Source organism: Legionella sheltonii, assembly GCF_026191355.1.
GTDB classification, from domain to species: Bacteria; Pseudomonadota; Gammaproteobacteria; order Legionellales; family Legionellaceae; genus Legionella; species Legionella sheltonii.
Genome location: NZ_JAPHOQ010000015.1, coordinates 17,754 through 37,434, shown reverse-complemented (window position 1 = coordinate 37,434; position 19,681 = coordinate 17,754). Strand labels below are relative to the sequence as shown.

The window sequence follows — 19,681 nt, the reverse complement described above, 5'->3', positions numbered from 1 at the left end:
TCCTCCGAGTTCGATTACTTGGAGGATTTAATCTGTTTTTTTATTTGGTTATACCAACATTGTGAAGCACCCTAATTTCGGCTATTCTGTATTTTTAACTTTAAGTTAAAAGCCGTGATTAAATCATACAATAAGCTGATAAAAATAATAAAAAATAATCAGGAAACGATGGTGAAGCAACTTCACCAGTTTTGTGAGATTAACTCGGGTACAACTAATTTAGAAGGGTTAGCCGAAATGGCTAATCTACTGCAAACAACCTATAGTTCTATAGCAGATACCATTCAAATCAAAAAACTTCACCCATTTTCAGTTATGGATATATCTGGTAATACAGTAATACAAAACTGTGGTGATGCATTGTTTATTAGAAAAAGGCCTCATTTGAAACGACGAGTTTTACTCTGTGGACACATGGATACTGTTTATGCCAGAGATAATCCTTTTCAGAAATTAACTTATATTGATGATAATTGTATTAATGGGCCTGGTGTTACCGATATGAAAGGCGGTCTCATTGTGATGTTGCACGCTTTATCCGCCTTCGAACAAGATGAGTGTGCCTCAGAACTCGGTTGGGATGTTTTAATCAATACTGATGAAGAGATTGGCTCACCAGCATCCAGCGCGCTTTTTGATGAGTTAGCAGCTAATTATCAATCAGCGTTAGTCTATGAGCCTACTATGACGCCAACAGGTACCTTAGCAAAAAATCGCAAAGGAAGTGGAAAATTGACGCTTATTGCGACTGGAAAAGCGGCGCATGCTGGACGTGCTTTCTCAGAGGGTCGAAACGCAATCTGTTATTTAGCTGAGGCGATATGCGCTGTGCATGCACTTAATGGAAAGCGTGAAGGAGTAACAATTAATGTAGGAGCAATTGCAGGCGGTGAAGCGCTCAATGTGGTTCCTGACCGAGCGGTAACACAACTTGACATTCGGATTAGTCTACCTGAAGATGAGTTTTGGGTGCGTACTGAGCTGGATGAAATTATTAGTCGATTAAAACGCCAAGGTTATTCTTTAAACGTATATGGTGTTTTTGGTAGACCAGTAAAACGTGTATGCTCAGGTACAAAACGCTTGTTTCATCGTATTCAACATTTAGGACAAAAGCTAGGTCTATCTATAGATTGGAAAGACAGTGGTGGCTGCTGTGATGGAAATAATTTAGCTCAACATGGTTTACCAGTTCTAGACACACTTGGGGTTAGGGGTGGTAATATTCACAGTTCAGAAGAGTATATATTGCTTGATAGTTTATCCGAACGCGCAGCACTCAGCACCCTACTTTTGCTTGATCTAGCTCAAGGTGGTTTAGAGGATCTAAAAAATGATGCTATTTCGTAGTGCTCGTGATACAGATTTGGATGCTATTCATCATTTGGCTGAGGAAAGTGGCGTAGGAATAACAACGCTTTCCAAAGATAAAGAAATCTTAGGAAAAAGACTTCGCTGGTCTACTGACTCCTATAAAAAAATTATCGTAAAGCCGAATAATGAATATTATTTATTTGTTTTAGAAAATCCAACAAATAAAAAAATAATAGGTGTTTCAGGAATAGAATCATGTACTGGACATGAGGCTCCTTTTTATTCTTACAAAATATCTAAGCGAACTCGAATTTGTCGTTCATTAAATATACGCAGTGATTATGAGGTTTTAAGTCTAGTAAATGATAATCAGGGACGAAGTGAAATCTGTACCCTTTTTTTAGAACCAGAATATAGAAAAAATCAAAATGGTTTATTACTTTCCAAAGCCCGTTTTCTGTTTATCGCGCAACATACAGAACGTTTTGCTTCGACTGTAATCGCTGAAATGCGCGGTATTTCAGATGCAAATGGTATATCACCTTTTTGGGAGAATGTAGGAAGCCATTTTTTTCACATGTCTTTTGCTGAAGCAGATAGACTCACCCTGGCCACTGACAAACAGTTTATAGCAGACTTAATGCCTCGTAATCCTATCTACGTTAAATTACTGTCAACAGAAGCTCAAGCAGTCATAGGTCAAGCCCACCCCTCGACACAAGCGGCAATGAACATTTTATTAAAAGAAGGTTTTCGCTATAACAAGTACATTGATATTTTCGATGGGGGTCCAACACTCGAAGTTCCATTATCCAAAATCAAAACCATTGAACTCAGTCGAGTTGTCACCATTAAAAACATTAGTGATGAAGTGAGCAGCACGAACTATTTATTAGCAAATACTCAATTGGATTTTCGTGCAACGATTAATAGCGCTCTAATCAACAGAGAAAATAATACGTGTATTATTAGTAAAAAAACAGCTAACCTCCTTCAAGTTAAATGTGGAAATCAACTGCGTGTGGCTCCGGTATTATTTGATAATGGAGTGTTAAATGATTAAATCATCAATATTGAATGGTAAAGGACACTATATTAGTGGTCAGTGGCTTCAAGGACAGGGAACTACGCTGGAATCACTAAATCCTGCTTATGGTACATTATTTTGGCAAGGGACACATGCAACTGAACAAGAAATTTCCGCTGCCTATCATGCTGCTCATCAAGCCCTTTTCCCCTGGTCTACACTCGATTTCGAAACGCGTGCCAATTACATCCAGAAATTTGCGAAACAAATTGAAAAAAATCGTGATCAATTAGCGCAGCTCATTGCATTAGAAACTGGAAAACCTTTATGGGAAGCACAGACCGAAGTCAATGCAGTTATAGGAAAGATTAATTTATCCATCCAAGCCTATCAGGAAAGAACAGGAACAAAAATAAGCAAAACAACAGAAGCAAATGCCTGCCTTCGGTTTAAACCCCACGGCATTGTAGTTGTTCTTGGCGCATTTAATTTCCCAGCTCATTTGAGCAATGGACATATAGTCCCTGCTCTGCTAGCAGGAAATACGATTCTTTATAAACCAAGTGAACATACGCCTGCAGTGGCCGAGTTTGTCATGCAATGTTGGCATGAGAGCGAACTGCCTCCAGGAGTAATCAATTGTTTACAGGGTGATGCTACCTGTGCAAAAGTTTTACTTGCACAAGACATTCAAGGTGTGTATTTCACGGGTAGCTATGCCACTGGGTTACGTATTCACCAACAATTCGCGGATAAGCCTGAAGTAATTTTAGCTCTTGAAATGGGTGGAAATAATCCTTTAGTCATTGATGAAGTTACTGATCTTCATGCGGCTGTTTACCATACATTACTCTCTACCATAATTACTGCTGGTCAACGTTGCACTTGTGCGCGTCGTGTCATTATCCCTGATTCCGCTCAAGGTGATGAGTTTTTGCAACGTTTTATAAAGATGTGTTCATCAGTCAAGGTAGGACCATTTGATCAAAAACCAGAGCCATTTATGGGGCCAGTTATTAGCTATGTGCAAGCTCTTAAACACATTCATAGCCAAAAGAAACTGACTGAATCAGGTGGTATTTCTTTATTGTCCATGACATTACTTGCTGAGTATACAGGTTTACTATCACCAGGCATCATCGATATGACACATTTTGAAAATCCGCCCGATGAGGAAATTTTTGCGCCTTTAGTGCAAATATATCGGTACACAAACTTTGAACACGCAATTTCTCTCGCGAATCAAACTCGTTATGGTTTGGTCGCAGGTTTATTCAGTAATAATGAGCAGAATTATCAGCAATTTTATCAACATGTCCGAGCTGGTTTAATTAATTGGAATAGACCCACCACAGGCGCAGCCAGTAGTCTTCCTTTTGGTGGGGTCGGATTAAGTGGAAATCACAGACCAAGTGCTTACTTTGCTGCAGATTATTGCGCTTATCCAGTAGCCAGTATGGAACAATCTTTTTTGACGATGCCTGAACAGATAGTGCCAGGTATTAGCGAGTTGGGTGTATTGTAGCCGAATTGCGATACGCTAGTCCGGGCTACAATTTAAAATGGAATATAAAATGAATGTTTATGAGTTAAACATGGATGGCCTTGTTGGCCCTACCCACAATTATGCTGGTATTGCACCGGGTAATCTTGCATCTTTTTATAATGCAGCGGCAATTTCCAATCCACAAGCGGCCGCACTGCAGGGTTTAGAGAAGATGCGCTTACTGTACAAAATGGGCCTAAAGCAAGGATTATTTCCACCCCATCAGCGTCCGAATCTAGAGCTACTCCATCAATTAGGTTTTTCCGGCACGCCAAAAGAGCAAATTAATAAAGCTTATAAAAAGGCACCAGAACTTCTTAGTGCATGTTACTCAGCTTCCAGTATGTGGGCAGCCAATGCAGCTACCGTTTCTCCAAGCACAGATACATGTGACCATAAAGTTCATTTTACCGCCGCAAATCTCATAAGCAATTTACATCGCCATCATGAGGCAGATTTTTCAAAAAGATTACTGGAGCTTATTTTTTTTAACCCAAATTATTTTCATCATCATGCGATTCTTCCACGGTCAACGATAACTGGAGACGAAGGTGCAGCAAATCACAGTCGTCTCTGTCAAAACTACAACCAACCAGGAATTCATCTTTTTGTTTATGGAAAAAAAACTTTAGGGAAAAATCAATCAAATATTGGTCCAATAAAATATCCAGCTCGTCAAACTCGAGAAGCATCTGAGGCGATTGTACGTCAACATCAGCTATCGGAAAACCAAGTTGTGTTCGCATGCCAAAATCCACTTGCTATCGATCAAGGTGTTTTTCATAATGACGTTATTTCTGTAGTCAATGAATCAGTTTTTCTAGTCCATGAACATGCGTTTTATCAGCAAAATTCCATACTGAACGAATTAAGGGAAAAAGCTAACTTTCCATTAATTATCATTGAAATTCCACAAAAGGAACTTAGTGTTGTCGATGCAGTTGCAACCTACCTTTTTAACTCACAAATTATTAGTTTAAAAAAATCAAACTCCATGATGCTTATTGCTCCCTCTGAATGTCAAACTAATCCTCGTTCTAACGCATGCATTGAGAGAATACTTGCTGATGAATCGAACCCCATTAATTCGGTACATTTTCTTGATTTGAAACAAAGTATGCAAAATGGAGGTGGTCCTGCTTGCTTAAGATTACGTGTTCCCTTGAATGAAGAGGAACTTGGAGCCATGCATCAAGGTGTATTAATCGACGATAAAGTATTAACAACTTTAGAAATGTGGGTTTTAAAGCATTATCGTACTGAGTTAGTTCCTAAAGACTTAGCTGATCCTCTGCTTATTGAGGAATGTTTTTGCGCCTTGGATGAATTAACTCAAATTCTAAAACTTGGTTCTGTTTACCCTTTTCAAGTAGAGAATACACGCTAAATGTGGAAAACGAAGTTCGGTAGATGCATTCATACATCCCCTTCAGGTTATAAAGTATATCAAAATTTATGCTATCGTTGGCTTACATTAGGAAGTACAGCACTCCAAACAGTAATTAATCGTTATCAACCGCAGGAGCCAGTTTTGTATTATCTTCCTGCACTTACATTAATGGCTCGAAAATATCCCGGAGTTACCTGTATGTTGGGATTAGGCGGTGCTGGGGTTGCGTGGATGTTGAAAGATGTTACCTTAGTAGCTGTAGATAACAGTGAAGAAGTGATTAACATAGCAAAACGCTTTTTTATGATAGACCACTTAAAAAAGTTAACTGTCGTCCATGACAATGCTAAGGATTACATACAAAAATGCAAAAAAAAATACAATCACCTCATCATTGATCTATATAACGCCAACCATTTTCCACCTGAATGCGCTCATGCTCATTTTTTTGCCTCATGCAAAAAAATAATGACCGAAGATGGTTTATTGGCAATAAACTTGGCCAATATAAAAGAGCAAGATCCTATTTTTCAATTAGTTAGAATCCAATTTAAACATACCCTGGTTATTCCAATACGTAACAGTTCGAATATGGTAATTTTTGCTACCAATGAAAGCAAAGAATCGTTCATGAATAAAATAAAGCAAACGTGTGCCTTTAAACGCATTATTTGGGTTGAATCATGGGGTTATGTTGGCGATTATATACAAACAAATTGGCAACGATTAGCAGCTTTTTTTAAAAAAAACTATCTATGACCTTCTTTCATCCCATATAACTCACTTTATTAGCTATACTTTAACAGAGATCTAATAAGGAAATTAATATGTCTACAGGTCATTATAATAATGAAGATATTTCATTAGGATTTGGATACAAACACTTTAAAGACGGTGCTCATGCCTGTCTTATTTATCGAGATGAAGCTGAAAGACGTAGAGTTATATCCAAGTATATAGAGTCGGGAATGATCAATAATGAACAAATAGGTTATTTCGTTGATACAATGACACCAGAAGAAGTAAGGGTTTGGTTAGCGGAGCTCGATGTGGAGTTACCGAAAAGCAAGCAAGTTGAAATTACTCCTGCGGTTTCAACTTATTGCCCAGATGGGAAATTTATACCTGAACAAATGCTATCTTGTCTTAAGCTTCACTATGAGCATGCTATCGCAGCGGGTTTTTCTGGTTCTCGTATTTCAGGTGAAATGTCCTGGGCTTGCAGAAATATTCCTGGTTCAGATCAATTGATAGTCTATGAAGCCTTAATAAATACTGTTATTGATACACATCCAGTTAAAGTAGTTTGTCAGTATGATGTCAGTAAATTTGATGGTGGCTTAATTTATGATGTCTTGCAGGTTCATCCTTTTATGTTTGTACATGGTCAAATTGTCAAAAACCCTGCTTATATAAAACCGGATGAATTTTTACATAATTACAAAAGTAATATGGAAAAATGAACAATCATAAATTTTCAGACAATGAAAAAATTCTCTTTAGACTGTATGCTGCCCATAGTGTACTTTTTATTTTTACACGTACAGAACAGTTTACACCCTACCTTGAGAAGACTATTGGCAGTATACCCGGTGTACAAGAGTGTGAAGTGTGTCTTATCAAAAATATTGATCGAAGCGATAAAGAATTACACTCAAGATTTATTGGAACAATCGATCTAAAAAACGGGATGTTTAGCATATCTGATTTTTATCAACTTAGTGAGTCGTTTGAAGAAAGAAAAATTCAAGTTTATCCTTTATTTGCGAGAGAATTTTTTTACGGACTAATTGTTGTAAAAATTAGTGATTTTAATCATTTTAACTCATTTGACCCCATCGTTAATAGCTTTACAATTTCTACTTCTATTATTTTCGAGAATTTGTTCCAAAAACATATGCTTGAAAGGAAAAATGAGGAATTGATAATGCATAGAGAACATTTGTCTGTTTTAGTGAAAAATAAGACTAATTCTCTATGGCAAGCAAAACACACTCTCCAGGATATGTTAGAGAAAGCAATTGAATCATTAGCATTAATTGCAGAGCAGCGCGATCCATATACAGCAGGTCATCAATTTCGAGTAGCTAAGCTTTCTGAAGAAATAGCCAAGGGTTTAGGCTTAAGCTCTAAAAAAATACATGAAATCTATTTGGGCGCCTTAATCCATGATATAGGTAAAACTCGAGTCCCCATGGAAATTCTAGTTTCACCTGCAAAACTTACCGAATTAGAATATCGTTTCATCAAAATACATCCCGAAGTAGGTTATCAGATTGTAGATAGAGTCGCATTTGGAGAAACAATTACTGATATTATTTTGCACCATCATGAACGTTTAGATGGCTCTGGATATCCGGATGCATTAAAGGCTGATGAAATTCGTTTTGAAACAAAAATTGTGTCGGTTGCAGATGTGTTCGAAGCCATGAGTTCTCATCGCCCATACCGCCCTAAAAACTCAGTAGAAGCGACCCTAAATGAATTATGCGAAGGTTCTGGAATACGCTACGATAAATCTGTTGTTGAATGTTGCATCAATCTCATTACCAAGAAAAATTTTGAATTTCCACCACTTCCATATAATCGTGTGAATAGTACTATGTATACCTAGCACTCGCAGTAATGACTACAAGAAATAATCCCGCGACATGATAAGTAATAGATTATTAGTGAGTCTTTACCAACAGAATACTGCCAAAGTTAACGTTTCTGACTATAAAATAACAGCTGTATTCCAAGAGGATACTTCAGCAGTAAAATTATCAAGTGCCGCCTTTTCTTTAGAAGTCTTAAATAAACCATATGCAGTAAGGTAAGCGCTCCAAGAACCACAGGCTTACAATTTACAACTTAGGGGTATAATCTAAGCCAATATTCCAAGGCAACAGTTTTTCATAATCATCAACACTGTTGCAAAGAGGAGCGTTCTTTAACAACATGACATAGTAATGATAAGGGTCGAGATTGTGTAATTTAGCCGTTCTGATGATACTGAAGTGTAAACACAAGGCCTCAGCACCTTCAACAGAGGCGCAAAACAAGAAGTTCTTTCGAGCAATGACCAAGGGTTTGATTTCTTGTTCAGTAAGATTGTTATCGATTTCCAGACGCCCATCATCTAAAAAGCGCATCAGTCCATCTCTATATTTAACACAGTAATTGAGTGCTTTCCCAAGCGGTGATTGGGGCAAAGTTGTAGGATAGACCTTATCAACCCATGTATTAAAGGCTTCCATGAGTGGTTTGGATTTTTCCTGACGCAACTGGTGACGTTGGTCTGGATTCAGTTGATTATTTTTAGCCTCACGCTCTATTTTATAAAGCTCTTTAAAAAAGCGCATGGCTTCTTTGGCAATGCCTTTGCCTTTATTAGATTGGGCAATAGGTTCAAATTTTCTGCGCGCATGCGCGTTGCAATTGACAATGTGCGCATTGCTGCTACCCACAAGTTCAAAAAAATTGTCACCATCGACATGTAAATAGCCATTGAATCCGACAAACCAATCGTAAATAAATTGTTTGTGCTCCACATCGTTGTAGTCATAAAGAATAACGGATTTATCCGGTGGTCCACCCCGAATGCAATACACATAGGATTTGGTTTCTGCTTTTCTTCCAGGCTCATGCAAGACCTGCAAGGTCGTTGCATCACAACTGGCCACATCATACTCAATCACACTGTCTTTCAACAGATTATAAATGGGACGCAGTGGTGTCATTAACTCAATGAGCCAGCGCGCCATGGTTTGGCGTGAGCAATCAATACCATGTCGTTCGCTGAGTTGTCGCTCCAGATGGTACAGTGGTTGCCTGTCATCCAGCTTGCTGACCACCAGGAATGATAAAAACTCTTCTGTTGCTTTAATTTTGGGGAGAATTTGTTTGGGCGCTGCTGCGGTTACGATTTGATTCTCGCATCCTTTAGTGCAAGCAACTACTTCACGTCGTTGCTCCACAATTTCGATGACGCAAGGTTGGTAATGCAGTAGCTCTTTGGTTTCATAACGAATCACTGTTTTGCATGCACCACAGGCACATTGCTTGTCTTCATCAGATACCGGAATAATTTCAATGCGACGGGGTAGTTCTTTCTGCGCTTTTTTATTCTTCTTTCTTGTATGGGCAGCCACTGGTGTCATTTCTTCGGTCTGCTCACCGCTTGCTTCAGCCTGAGAAAAAATGCTCTGATTATTTTCAAACAAAGACAGCTGAGGATTTTCAGGGTCAATATAACGCTCAGAGCGCTTGCCAAAACGGTGACGGCGTAGCTCCATGATTTGTGCTTTTAAAGAATCATAGGCTTCCGCGTAGTGTTCATTGCGTGCTTGAGATAGAGCAAGCTCTGCTTTTAATGCGAGTATTTCGTTACTTAATTGCTCTATTTTTTCTTCGTACATCATGTTGAAATGGCACCTGTTTGCTGAGTCAATTATATCACATTACGTTGATTTTAAAAACAAATTAATCGTTTTTTGTAAATTATTTCTAATAGAAATTCGTAGCCAATACTTCCGGCAACAATGTGTGTTTTGCAAAATCCAATCCTGAGAGCAGCCAGCTTAATTGGTCATTGGTAAGGCTCATGACCGCGTCATCGTGTTTGGGAAATTTTAGTTTTCCTTGCTCCAATCGCTTATAACAGAGCCAAAACCCATTTCGCTCCCACCACAGCATTTTTATTTTATTGGCTTGGCGGTTTCTGAAAAGAAAAATTTGCCCTGATGTGGGGTTCAACTGAAGATGGTCGGAAATCAACATCACCAGTCCATCAATTTGTCGCCTAAAATCAATAGGCTTTGGATAGAGCCATATGCTTGCATTAAATGATAAAAACATGGCTAACCCCACAAGGACAACAACATTGGCAATAAAGTCTGGTCGTGAATTTTTAGCTCATGCCCATTGTTCAATACCAAGGTGCATACTGTCTCTGGAGCTCTTTGTGTCAGCTTATTTAATTGAATCGGTACTAATTTGGATGAAGCTATTTCTTCCCGATACTTTCGCTCCCAATAGCCAAATTGATGGTAGTTTAATTGATGCTTTCGACAGTACGTTACTCGCGACAAACCACTTTCTTTTTGATGCGTTACATGCTCCATCCATCTCTGTTCTTTCGTGCCATCTGTTTCTTGGGGGGATATAATTTGTGGGGATATATTCATCGTACTCTCCTCTCTAAATTGATGTTGCAGAGTATGACGAAACGGAGATAATTATTAAATTATGTAGTTGCTGGCGCGCTTACAATTATCAAGTGCCGCCTTTTCTTTAGAAGTCTTAAATAAACCATATGCAGTAAGACCTCCTGCAATAACCCCTGACGCTAGACTTGAAGAAGCTACAGTTACCGCAGCAGTATAACCACTTAATATTCCGGCAAAAAAAGCTCCTGGACCAGTCCACCAACTACACGCAACACCAATTGTAAAGCCAATTAGTGCGGTTGCAATCAATACAATGGCTGCTGCAGCGACTGAAAGTGCTGCTTTAAGGATATTAGGATTCTCACCCTCTAAAATGATTTCACTATTCTTTATAAAACTTTCAATGGCCTTAGCTTTATTCTTTGGGGTACTTTTTGAGTCCAATACAATTTTTGACAGTTCATTCAGTTCAATATCCATCAAGCCTTTTTTTCTTTTTGGCAGATTTTTTATATCCTCTTTTAGTTTTATAACAGCCTCATCCCACGAGAGTAGGAGTTTTGCTTCACAATGAGAGCGGATCAGATTAAAAAGCTCCTCGATATTCTCTCCATCTTTTGCTGAAGTAGTAATGAAATTGGCAAATAATTCTTTTGATTTAATTTTTTTTAATGCGTCATGATTTGCTTTAGGAGAGTCTGATTTTGTGCCAACACAAATAATTGGAGCAAGGGGAGCAAATTTTCGAAATTCTTGGATACTTTTAATAAGTTCTTGCTCGTGAATTTCTTCTGTTAGATCAACACAAAATAAACCTACATCAGCCCCTTTATAATAATAGGGATTAAATTGTTTAAATCGCGCTTCTCCAGATATATCCCATAAGTCTACAACATTATTAGAATCCATTTGCCGAGAGAAAAATTCAGCACTTAAGGTAGGAGAAGTCTCTTCTGCAAAATCAATTTTTGTTTGAGCAACTTTATGAGCTAGTTTAGTTTTACCACTTTTGCCAAAAATAACAACTTTATACTTCATAAGGAACCTCCAAAAATTATTTTCAGAAGCATTTAAGAGAAATTTATTAAGTTTTTTTCTATTAATAAAGAAAAAACTTAATGGAAATTCTTTATCATGACTAAATTAACAAATTAAATAAAGTAATTTGTAGTTTTTTGAGTAAGAATTGCAATAAAAAAGAATTATTACAACTTGAGGTTATTCACCTCAAGTTGTCTCTTGATTTAAATTTCCATTAAATCTTTTTCTTTTTCAGCCAATAATGCATCTACTTCTAGAATATATTTGTCGGTTAGTTTTTGAATGACTTCAGTTGCTCGACGCTCATCATCTTCAGAAATAGCCTTATCCTTAACTAATTCTTTTAATTGATTATTTGCATCTCTTCTGATATTACGAATGGAAACCTTTCCTTGCTCGCCTTCATTACGAACAACCTTGATTAACTCTTTTCTTCGTTCTTCAGTCAAAGGTGGCATAGGGACACGAATCGCAGAACCTGCTGTAGCCGGATTCAAACCTAAATCTGAGGTTAAAATTGCCTTTTCTACAGCTGATACCATGGATTTTTCCCATGGGGTAACTAATATTGTACGAGAATCACTAGCGGTAATATTAGCTACTTGACTCAATGGAGTCATCGTTCCATAATAGTCAACTTGCACATGATCAAGTAAACCAACATTCGCCCTTCCTGTGCGAATTTTTGTTAGGTCTGTGTGCAATACTTCAATAGTTTTTTTCATTCGCTTTTCTGAATCTTGCTTAATCTCATTAATCATGATTAGCTCCGACTATAGTTCCTACGCGTTCTCCAGATACAATTCTTTTCAATGCATTAGGTGCAGTCATATCGAAAACCTGCAATGGCATGCCTTGATCTTGACAAAGACAAATTGCAGTAGAGTCCATTACTTCTAAGCCTTGCGTTAATACTTCGATATAGGTCAAATAATCATATCGTTTGGCATTAGGGTTTTTAAAGGGATCTTCTGAGTAAACACCATCGACTTTTGTTGCTTTTAATACCACATCAGCGCCAATCTCAATGGCTCTTAAGCAAGCAGCTGTATCCGTAGTGAAAAAAGGATTTCCTGTTCCTGCTGCGAAAATAACAACGTGTCCGGTGCGCAAATGTGTAATTGCCTTACGGCGATGATAAGGGTCAACGACTCCCAGCATGGGAATAGCTGACATAATACGCGCTGGCATATCAATTCGTTCTAAAGCATCTCTCACCGCTAAAGCATTCATTACTGTAGCCAGCATTCCCATATGGTCACCAGTTACACGTCCAACCCCAGCTTGAGAAAGTGCCTTACCACGAAATAAATTACCACCACCTAATACAAGACCAACTTCAACGCCCATCTTAATTAATTCGGCAATATCCCTGGCTAAAGTATCCAAAACCGAGGGATCAATACCGAATTGTGACTTGCCCATAAGGGCTTCGCCACTGTATTTTAGTAAAATACGTTTATATTTTAATGTTGGGTGACTTTCATTCATCATGTACGAACCTGAGCCATCACTTCTTCAACAAAGTTGTCTTCTTTTTTCTCTATACCTTCACCAACTTCATAGCGTATAAAGGAAAGTACTTCAGTATTTTTTTCTTTTAAAAGTTGTCCAACTTTAATGTCAGGGTTTTTAACAAAAGGCTGGCCTAATAAACTGACTTCATCAATAAATTTATTGATTCGACCCTCAATCATTTTATCAATAATTTCTTGTGGTTTGCCACTTTCTTTTGCTTGAGCTGTAAAAATTTCACGCTCATTTTCAATAGCTTCAGCAGAAACTTGATCTCGACTTACAACAATTGGCTTGCTGGCAGCAATATGCATCGCAATGTCTTTGGCAAGTTCTTCATCACCTGTTTTCAGAGCTGCGATAACACCAATTCTTGAGCCATGTAAGTAATAACCAATTACCCCAGTGTCACAAGACATGCGCTCTAGACGTCTTAATTTAATGTTTTCGCCAATTTTCGCTACTAATTCTTGACGAGCTTGTTCTACGGTATTTCCAGATGAAAGAGTAATTGCAGACAATTCGGCAACTTTAGTAGCAGAGCTATTTAATGCCGTTTCAGCGACCTTGCTAGCAAAGTTAGTAAAGTTCTCATCACGAGCAACAAAATCGGTTTCACTATTAATTTCAAGCATTACTGCACTACGTCCATCTGCGGAGCGTGCAATAACTACTACACCTTCAGCGGCAACACGGTCTGCTTTTTTATCTGCTTTTGCTTGACCTGCTTTACGCATTTCAATAATTGCAGCCTCAATATCACCATTGGTTGCTATTAGAAATTTTTTACATTCCATCATGCCAGCACCGGTACGTTCACGTAACTGCATGACTAAACTCGCACTAATTGACATTTTCATTTCTCCGTATAGCAAAAAGGGGGCAAATTGAGGTGTTCTGACACCCGGCCCCCTATATTTTAAATTTTAATTATTCCCCAGCTTTTTCTGCATCACTGGTTTGTTCAACTACTTCAACAAATTCAGCATCAGAAGAACCTACTCCTACTGTATTACTGCCTTTAGCATCTAAAATTGCATCAGCAACACAACGAACGTAGATATCAACTGCTCTCATAGAATCATCATTACCAGGAATAATATAATCAATATTTCTTGGGCTATTGTTTGTATCAACAATACCAATAACGGGGATTCTTAAACGGTGAGCTTCTTCAACGGCAATATGTTCGAAACCAACATCAACAACAAATAAAGCATCAGGCAAACCGCCCATGTTCTCAATACCGCCCAAGCCTCTCTCTAATTTTTCAAGTTCACGAGTCAGCATTAATGCTTCTTTCTTAATCATTCCATTGAATAATCCCTTTTCTTTCATTTCTTTTAATTCTTTCAGGCGAAAAATAGACTGACGTACTGTTTTATAGTTGGTTAACATACCGCCCAGCCAACGGTGATCAACATAAGGCATGCCACAACGTTTCGCATGTTCGCGAATACTTTCTTGCGCTGCTCTTTTAGTACCTACAAACAGAATTTTTGCTTTGTTAGATGCCAATCTGCCGACATAGTTTACTACGTCGTTAAGCATCACCATGGTCTTTTCAAGGTTGATAATATGGATTTTGTTACGAGATCCAAATATATACTCACCCATTTCAGGATTCCAAAAACGAGTTCTGTGTCCAAAATGAGCACCTGCTTCGAGTAATTCACGCATACTTACATTCATTTTTTATCTCCAGGGTTATTCCTCCACGTTTCCCATACGAAACCCTTTTTGGGACCCTATCGTATGTGCCGAACCGTGTGTGTATTTAAAGCGCGACATTTATACCATATTAGATGAAATTCATCAATCGAATTTAGTGACAAATCTTTTTTTTTAACTTGTGCTAAGCTTTTTATTAATGGCTCTGTTTTCGTTGTAATGAAATATAAAAGAACTGGCTTTTTATATGCGGTAATTTATTGAACTCAAAAAATAAAGAATAAAAATGTATCAATATAACCCAAAATTACATGTAAAAATCTGGTTAAGCAATAATCCAAACGCGTTTATGAATTTGGAGAATCAAATTCGTCTTATTGAAATGCGTGAAAAAAATATCAACGATACTATTCACTTGGTATACGAATCCAGCTTACTCACTCAGACATCAGTTAATGCGCTACACGAATTTTGTAGAGAACATCGTATTAATTTCATTGATGCAAACTCAATTCACTCCTCTCTTCTAACAGATAACGAAAAAAAATTGTACCAATTTTATAAAGACGAAATTTATAATTTAAAAATGGGGGGCAATTTAGCTGTTGCCAGTGATATTTTAAGATGGCTTTCCCCAATATTTAAAAAAGGAACTTATACCGATTTTGATTTTCCAATTGATACAACTCATCTTCCTCAACTTATTCCAACTGAAATGCCAATATTACTCAATATTGGCAGTTTAAGAATGGGGAGAAAAGAATTTATTCTCGCAAATAATGATTTTGTCGCTATAGTAGACTCCATAGCAGCACAAAAAGATATTGATCGTGTACAACGTGGGCTTATTGCCCGTCTATCTCATTATGATACTGACTTCATCGAGCGCACAGAAGCTGAATTAAACGAAGACAGCTTTATAAATCGTTATCTCTTAAAATTCATGAAAAATCGCTCTGAATCACTCTATATAGCAAAATCTAAACATATTAGTCCACCCGATACATCTACTTCTTCATTAAAAATCAGAAAATACATTAATGAAGTGATGGCCGATAAAAATAAATTTTTAGATTTTAATAAAATATATCCCCAAGAAACTCACGAAGAAGTGATAAAAAGATTGAGAAAAGACCTGCAGGTTCAACTGAATTTAATAAAATACCTATTTTTTAGTAAAGAATATTCCTTAATTAAACGAATTTTAGAAACAAATGATGATAAGTTTTTAACTTATTTAATGAAAAAAGAACGGGATCTTTATCTTAAATCCATTGTCGTATGTACTACGGGGCCCATACAGATATCGAATGCTCTATTTCATGGCTATGTGGTTGATGCTAATAAATTCAGCAAAGAAATCCAACCCCACTCGTTTAATCATTATGGCTTGCAAAAAGCCTTTTGCTCACAAAATTCTATTCCTTTGCATGAAAATGTTTTGGGGATGCTCAAGTTTCTTGGTGTTGATGAGGGCGAATTAAATGATTCTTCCTGGTTAGATTCTGGAAAAAAATTACAAAGTTCACGCTCGAAATTACTTGCTGCCCGACAAAAGGAACTTGCTTTAAGCTTACCGGCTACTTTTTTAAAGGTTAAAAGAGAAGTGGAAGAAAATATTCAAAAAATACCTCAAATCCCTTATCGATCATTTTTCAGAGATAAGAATCATTCCAAAAAAGAAGACCTTGAGCTTATTTTGAATTGTTTTACTCACGAAAATGAATTTAATATCCTTAAATTTAATAATATTTTACTGAATATTCAAAATCATAAACACGATGACTGCACGCAGAGATTAATCAAAGAGCTTAAAACGCTTTGTCATGAAGCACTAATTTTTAGTCTTGCAAAAGATAGAAAAATAAAATTAGCTCATCCTTCTTCTCAATCGCCCCAATCATGTCCAACACCCCATTTAAGGAAGAAAATTAGGGGGATTAGCCAATACATGCATAACCTGATTACCTGGCAAAAATAGATGCAGATTCTCCTATTTAAATTAACGCTAACATACTGTATTTATTCACTCTATAGTCTATACTCCAATAAGGTCATCCTATTGACATAAGATAAAACAGGAAAGTTGGTATAATTATTATGAGGAATGGATAATGAGTAAAAAAATTCTCTGGTTATCAACCGTCGTATTTGTACTAACATTTGGTCAACCAAGTTTTGCGTGTATTGGTGGATCCAAACACTGTAATTCGCATCACCGATTGGATGGATTAGCCCAAGAACTGAACCTCACTGCTGATCAAAAAGCTAAAATTAAAGCATATAAAGAAAAAGCTAGAGCTGCATTCAAAGAAAACTACGGTCAACTGAGATTACTACGCAGTCAAATTAACTCTATGATTCAATCAAATAAAATTGATGAAGCAAAACTTGATTCTTTAATAGAGAAAATAAGTAAAATCAGAGGCTCTATGTTAAAAAGTAGAATAATGATGCAACATCAGATGTTTTCGCTCTTAAATGAAAAACAAAAAGCTAAATTTCTTGAATTAAAGAAAAAATGGTATTTAAAGCGTAATGCTTGGTAGTGTTTAAATAACTGTGTCATCTCTTTTAATTTGTTTATAATTTAACACTTAAAAGAGGTAGATATGAATAAAAAGAAAATAGATTTATCGAATTTTGATTTCAATGAGTTCAAATTAGAGGCTTTGACCCAGTTAAAGTCTGGCCAATCTCTCACTGGAAAAGACGGCATACTGACCCCCTTAATAAAAGAGCTATTAGAGGCGGCATTAGAAGGTGAAATGGATTCTCATATGACTGATTGTCATGAGACAGGTATTTCAAACCGTCGCAACGGCAAAACGACTAAACAATTAAATCAACAACTGGAGTTTTTGATTTAGAAACACCTCGAGATAGGGATGGCAGCTTTGAACCCGAGCTTGTAAAAAAACGTCAAACGGTACTAAGCGATCCCTGGATAATAAAGTCCTAGCCCTCTATGCGATAGGCATGAGTTACGAGGCGATAAGCGAGCATTTATCTGAGATGTATGGACTAGAAGTCTCGAGTGCTAAAATCAGCCTGATTACTGACAAACTATTACCCCTGATTACCGAGTGGCGTAATCGCTCCCTAGAATCTGTATACCCAATCGTTTTTCTTGATGCCATGCACTTTAAAGTACGTGTTGAAGGTGACCTATCCCCCAAAAATAATGCCATGACATAGATGAGATTTCCGATAAACTAAACCAAAAGGAGATCTCAAAGTGAAAAAGCGTTACACAGAAGAACAAATTATAAAAGCAATCAAATCGCATGAAGCAGGTATAAAGGTCGAAGAGATATGTCGAGACTATGGAATTTCGTCAGGCACATTTTACAATTGGCGAAGTAAGTATGCTGGCCTTGAAGTGAATGAGGCCAAGCGTCTTCGTGAGCTTGAATCAGAGAATGTTAATCTTAAAAAACTGTTGGCAGATAAGCTCCTGGAGCTAGAGGCAATGAAGGATGTATTATCAAAAAAGTGGTGAAGCCAGCAGCAAGAAAGTCGATCATCGAGCACCTAATATGTTTCTTTAAGTTGAGTGAGCGAGTAGCTTGCAAGCTGGCAGGATTAAGCCGCACAGCATTTCGTTATCAATGTAAACCACGTACGGATGAGAAGGCCAGAACACGACTCAAGGTTTTAGCCGCACAATATCGCTTTATGATTGTTTTAATTCTTCATGGACTAACAAAACTGAAGGCTTGGTTCAAAATAAGAAGCATGCTGTCAATTCTTATACACAGGAGGGACTTCAAGTTCGAACAAAGAAAAGGAAAAACTGACTCGTCCTCGCCAACCAATACGTTCGCTTCTGCACCAAACCAGCGTTGGTCGATGGATTTTATCGGATCAACTTGGCAATGGGAGACGATTTCGAATATTGAATGTAGTGGATGATTATTCTCGTGAAATGGTTAGCCAACTAATATCTACCTCATCCGATGGCAAACAAGTGGCTCGCTTTTTAGACCAACTTATTGAGCAAAGAAATAAGCCTGTTAAAGTGATTTGTGATAATGGTACAGAATTTACTAGTAAAGCGATGTTTTTCTGGAGCAAAGAAACGAATGTCACTTTAGGGTTTATTCAACCAGGAAAACCAACTCAAAATGCGTTTGTTGAGAGCTTAAACGGGAAATTCAGAAATGAATGCCTTAATCAGCACTGGTTTCGAACAATGGAGGAAGCACGATTTGAGATTGAACAATGGCGTAAACACTACAATAATGTTCGACCTCATAGCTCTCTAAATTATATGCCTCCTGTTGAATACGCAAGAAAGGTGGCATAGGATAATGAATCTCATCAAAGAAGTGGTACTAATTTAGGGGATAGGTCAAAGGTAAGGTCATAAGTAGAGCATTTTACACCGTCCTTGCTGTAAATTCAGAAGGTAAAAAAGATATTCTAGGGCTCTATTTATCTGAGGCAGAGGGAGCTCGTTTTTGGCTTAGTGTATTAAATGACCTTAAAGCTCGTGGTGTAGAGGATATCCTTATAGCAAGCATCGATGGACTTAAGGGATTTCCTGATGCCATTGCTGAAGTTTTTCCTAACACCGAGATCCAGCTTTGTGTCGTTCATCAAATTCGCAACTCATTAAAGTATGTGGTTAGTAAGGACCAGAAAGCCTTTATGGCCGATTTAAAGCTGGTTTATAAGGCTTCAAGCAAAGATATGGCTTTGCATCATCTACTTGAGTTGGAAGAGAAATGGGGCAAAAAATACCCGGCGGTGATGAAATCCTGGAATAACAACTGGGAAGCTCTATCACAATACTTCAAATACCCAGAAGAGCTAAGACGCATCATTTACACTACCAATATTGTTGAAGGCTTTCATCGGCAAATTCGCAAGTACACTAAAAATAAAGGCGCTTTCACCAGTGAAAACGCCCTTATTAAGCTTATTTATTGTGCTTGCCAGAAAGTACTGGAAAAATGGAATCAGCCCATGCACAATTGGGGGTAGTGTTTAAATAACTGTGTCATCTCTTTTAATTTGTTTAT

General features: G+C 37.5%; 17 protein-coding genes and 3 pseudogenes. 12 read left to right on the top strand and 8 right to left on the bottom strand.

Annotated elements, in window-relative coordinates:
* The first annotated feature begins 114 nt into the window (after positions 1-114).
* From OQJ26_RS16005 to OQJ26_RS15975, 7 genes are all read left to right on the top strand, one after another.
* Positions 115-1,350 (top strand): hydrolase, encoded by a 1,236-nt coding sequence (locus OQJ26_RS16005; RefSeq protein ID WP_265704722.1) that lies wholly within the window; start codon positions 115-117, stop codon positions 1,348-1,350.
* Positions 1,334-2,377 (top strand): arginine N-succinyltransferase, encoded by a 1,044-nt coding sequence (locus OQJ26_RS16000; protein WP_265704721.1) that lies wholly within the window; start codon positions 1,334-1,336, stop codon positions 2,375-2,377. The genes OQJ26_RS16005 and OQJ26_RS16000 overlap by 17 nt, the downstream gene beginning before the upstream one ends.
* Positions 2,370-3,866, top strand: a complete 1,497-nt coding sequence (astD, locus tag OQJ26_RS15995; protein ID WP_265704720.1) for a succinylglutamate-semialdehyde dehydrogenase — start codon at positions 2,370-2,372, stop codon at positions 3,864-3,866. The genes OQJ26_RS16000 and astD overlap by 8 nt, the downstream gene beginning before the upstream one ends.
* Positions 3,867-3,915: 49 nt before the next feature.
* Entirely contained in the window at positions 3,916-5,274 is a 1,359-nt protein-coding gene (astB, locus tag OQJ26_RS15990; RefSeq protein WP_265704719.1) for an N-succinylarginine dihydrolase, read from the top strand.
* Positions 5,275-6,036, top strand: coding sequence for a spermidine synthase (locus OQJ26_RS15985; RefSeq protein WP_265704718.1), 762 nt, complete (start codon positions 5,275-5,277; stop codon positions 6,034-6,036). It abuts the gene before it with no gap.
* Between the two features lie 68 nt (positions 6,037-6,104).
* On the top strand, positions 6,105-6,740 hold the full coding sequence (locus tag OQJ26_RS15980) for an MEDS domain-containing protein (protein WP_265704717.1): 636 nt from the start codon (positions 6,105-6,107) through the stop codon (positions 6,738-6,740).
* The gene (locus OQJ26_RS15975; protein ID WP_265704716.1) at positions 6,737-7,891 is read left to right on the top strand and encodes an HD-GYP domain-containing protein; all 1,155 of its coding nucleotides are present in this window, start codon (positions 6,737-6,739) and stop codon (positions 7,889-7,891) included. Before OQJ26_RS15980 ends, OQJ26_RS15975 begins: the two co-directional genes overlap by 4 nt.
* A gap of 232 nt (positions 7,892-8,123) precedes the next feature.
* Here OQJ26_RS15975 and tnpC read toward each other — a convergent pair whose 3' ends face one another.
* The 8 genes from tnpC to rpsB form a co-directional block, all read right to left on the bottom strand.
* Positions 8,124-9,680 (bottom strand): IS66 family transposase, encoded by a 1,557-nt coding sequence (gene tnpC / locus OQJ26_RS15970; protein ID WP_265702303.1) that lies wholly within the window; start codon positions 9,678-9,680, stop codon positions 8,124-8,126.
* Positions 9,681-9,765: 85 nt separating this feature from the next.
* Positions 9,766-10,116: an IS66 family insertion sequence element accessory protein TnpB gene (tnpB, locus tag OQJ26_RS15965; RefSeq protein WP_265702305.1), complete on the bottom strand. Its 351-nt coding sequence runs from the start codon at positions 10,114-10,116 to the stop codon at positions 9,766-9,768.
* A 2-nt stretch (positions 10,117-10,118) separates the two neighbouring features.
* Entirely contained in the window at positions 10,119-10,445 is a 327-nt protein-coding gene (tnpA, locus tag OQJ26_RS15960) for an IS66 family insertion sequence element accessory protein TnpA (protein ID WP_265702306.1), read from the bottom strand.
* A gap of 54 nt (positions 10,446-10,499) precedes the next feature.
* Complete coding sequence (locus OQJ26_RS15955) at positions 10,500-11,465, bottom strand: GTP-binding protein (RefSeq protein ID WP_265704715.1); 966 nt, start codon at positions 11,463-11,465, stop codon at positions 10,500-10,502.
* Between the two features lie 206 nt (positions 11,466-11,671).
* Positions 11,672-12,229, bottom strand: a complete 558-nt coding sequence (gene frr, locus OQJ26_RS15950; RefSeq protein ID WP_265704714.1) for a ribosome recycling factor — start codon at positions 12,227-12,229, stop codon at positions 11,672-11,674.
* Entirely contained in the window at positions 12,222-12,962 is a 741-nt protein-coding gene (pyrH, locus tag OQJ26_RS15945) for a UMP kinase (RefSeq protein ID WP_028380479.1), read from the bottom strand. The genes frr and pyrH overlap by 8 nt, the downstream gene beginning before the upstream one ends.
* Positions 12,959-13,837 (bottom strand): translation elongation factor Ts, encoded by an 879-nt coding sequence (gene tsf, locus OQJ26_RS15940; RefSeq protein WP_265704713.1) that lies wholly within the window; start codon positions 13,835-13,837, stop codon positions 12,959-12,961. Before tsf ends, pyrH begins: the two co-directional genes overlap by 4 nt.
* 76 nt (positions 13,838-13,913) lie before the next feature.
* Positions 13,914-14,675: a 30S ribosomal protein S2 gene (gene rpsB, locus OQJ26_RS15935; RefSeq protein WP_265704712.1), complete on the bottom strand. Its 762-nt coding sequence runs from the start codon at positions 14,673-14,675 to the stop codon at positions 13,914-13,916.
* 265 nt (positions 14,676-14,940) lie between these two features.
* Between rpsB and OQJ26_RS15930 the strand changes: the two genes are divergently transcribed.
* From OQJ26_RS15930 to OQJ26_RS15905, 5 genes and pseudogenes are all read left to right on the top strand, one after another.
* Positions 14,941-16,635 (top strand): glycosyltransferase family 88 protein, encoded by a 1,695-nt coding sequence (locus tag OQJ26_RS15930; protein ID WP_265704711.1) that lies wholly within the window; start codon positions 14,941-14,943, stop codon positions 16,633-16,635.
* Positions 16,636-16,768: 133 nt separating this feature from the next.
* Complete coding sequence (locus OQJ26_RS15925) at positions 16,769-17,203, top strand: Spy/CpxP family protein refolding chaperone (protein WP_265704710.1); 435 nt, start codon at positions 16,769-16,771, stop codon at positions 17,201-17,203.
* Between the two features lie 63 nt (positions 17,204-17,266).
* Positions 17,267-17,834 (top strand): annotated as a pseudogene (locus OQJ26_RS19490) (transposase); the annotation flags it as partial.
* Positions 17,835-17,892: 58 nt separating this feature from the next.
* Positions 17,893-18,963, top strand: a pseudogene (locus OQJ26_RS15910) (IS3 family transposase).
* 50 nt (positions 18,964-19,013) lie between these two features.
* A pseudogene (locus OQJ26_RS15905) lies at positions 19,014-19,643 on the top strand (IS256 family transposase); the annotation flags it as partial.
* Between the last annotated feature and the right edge of the window lie 38 nt (positions 19,644-19,681).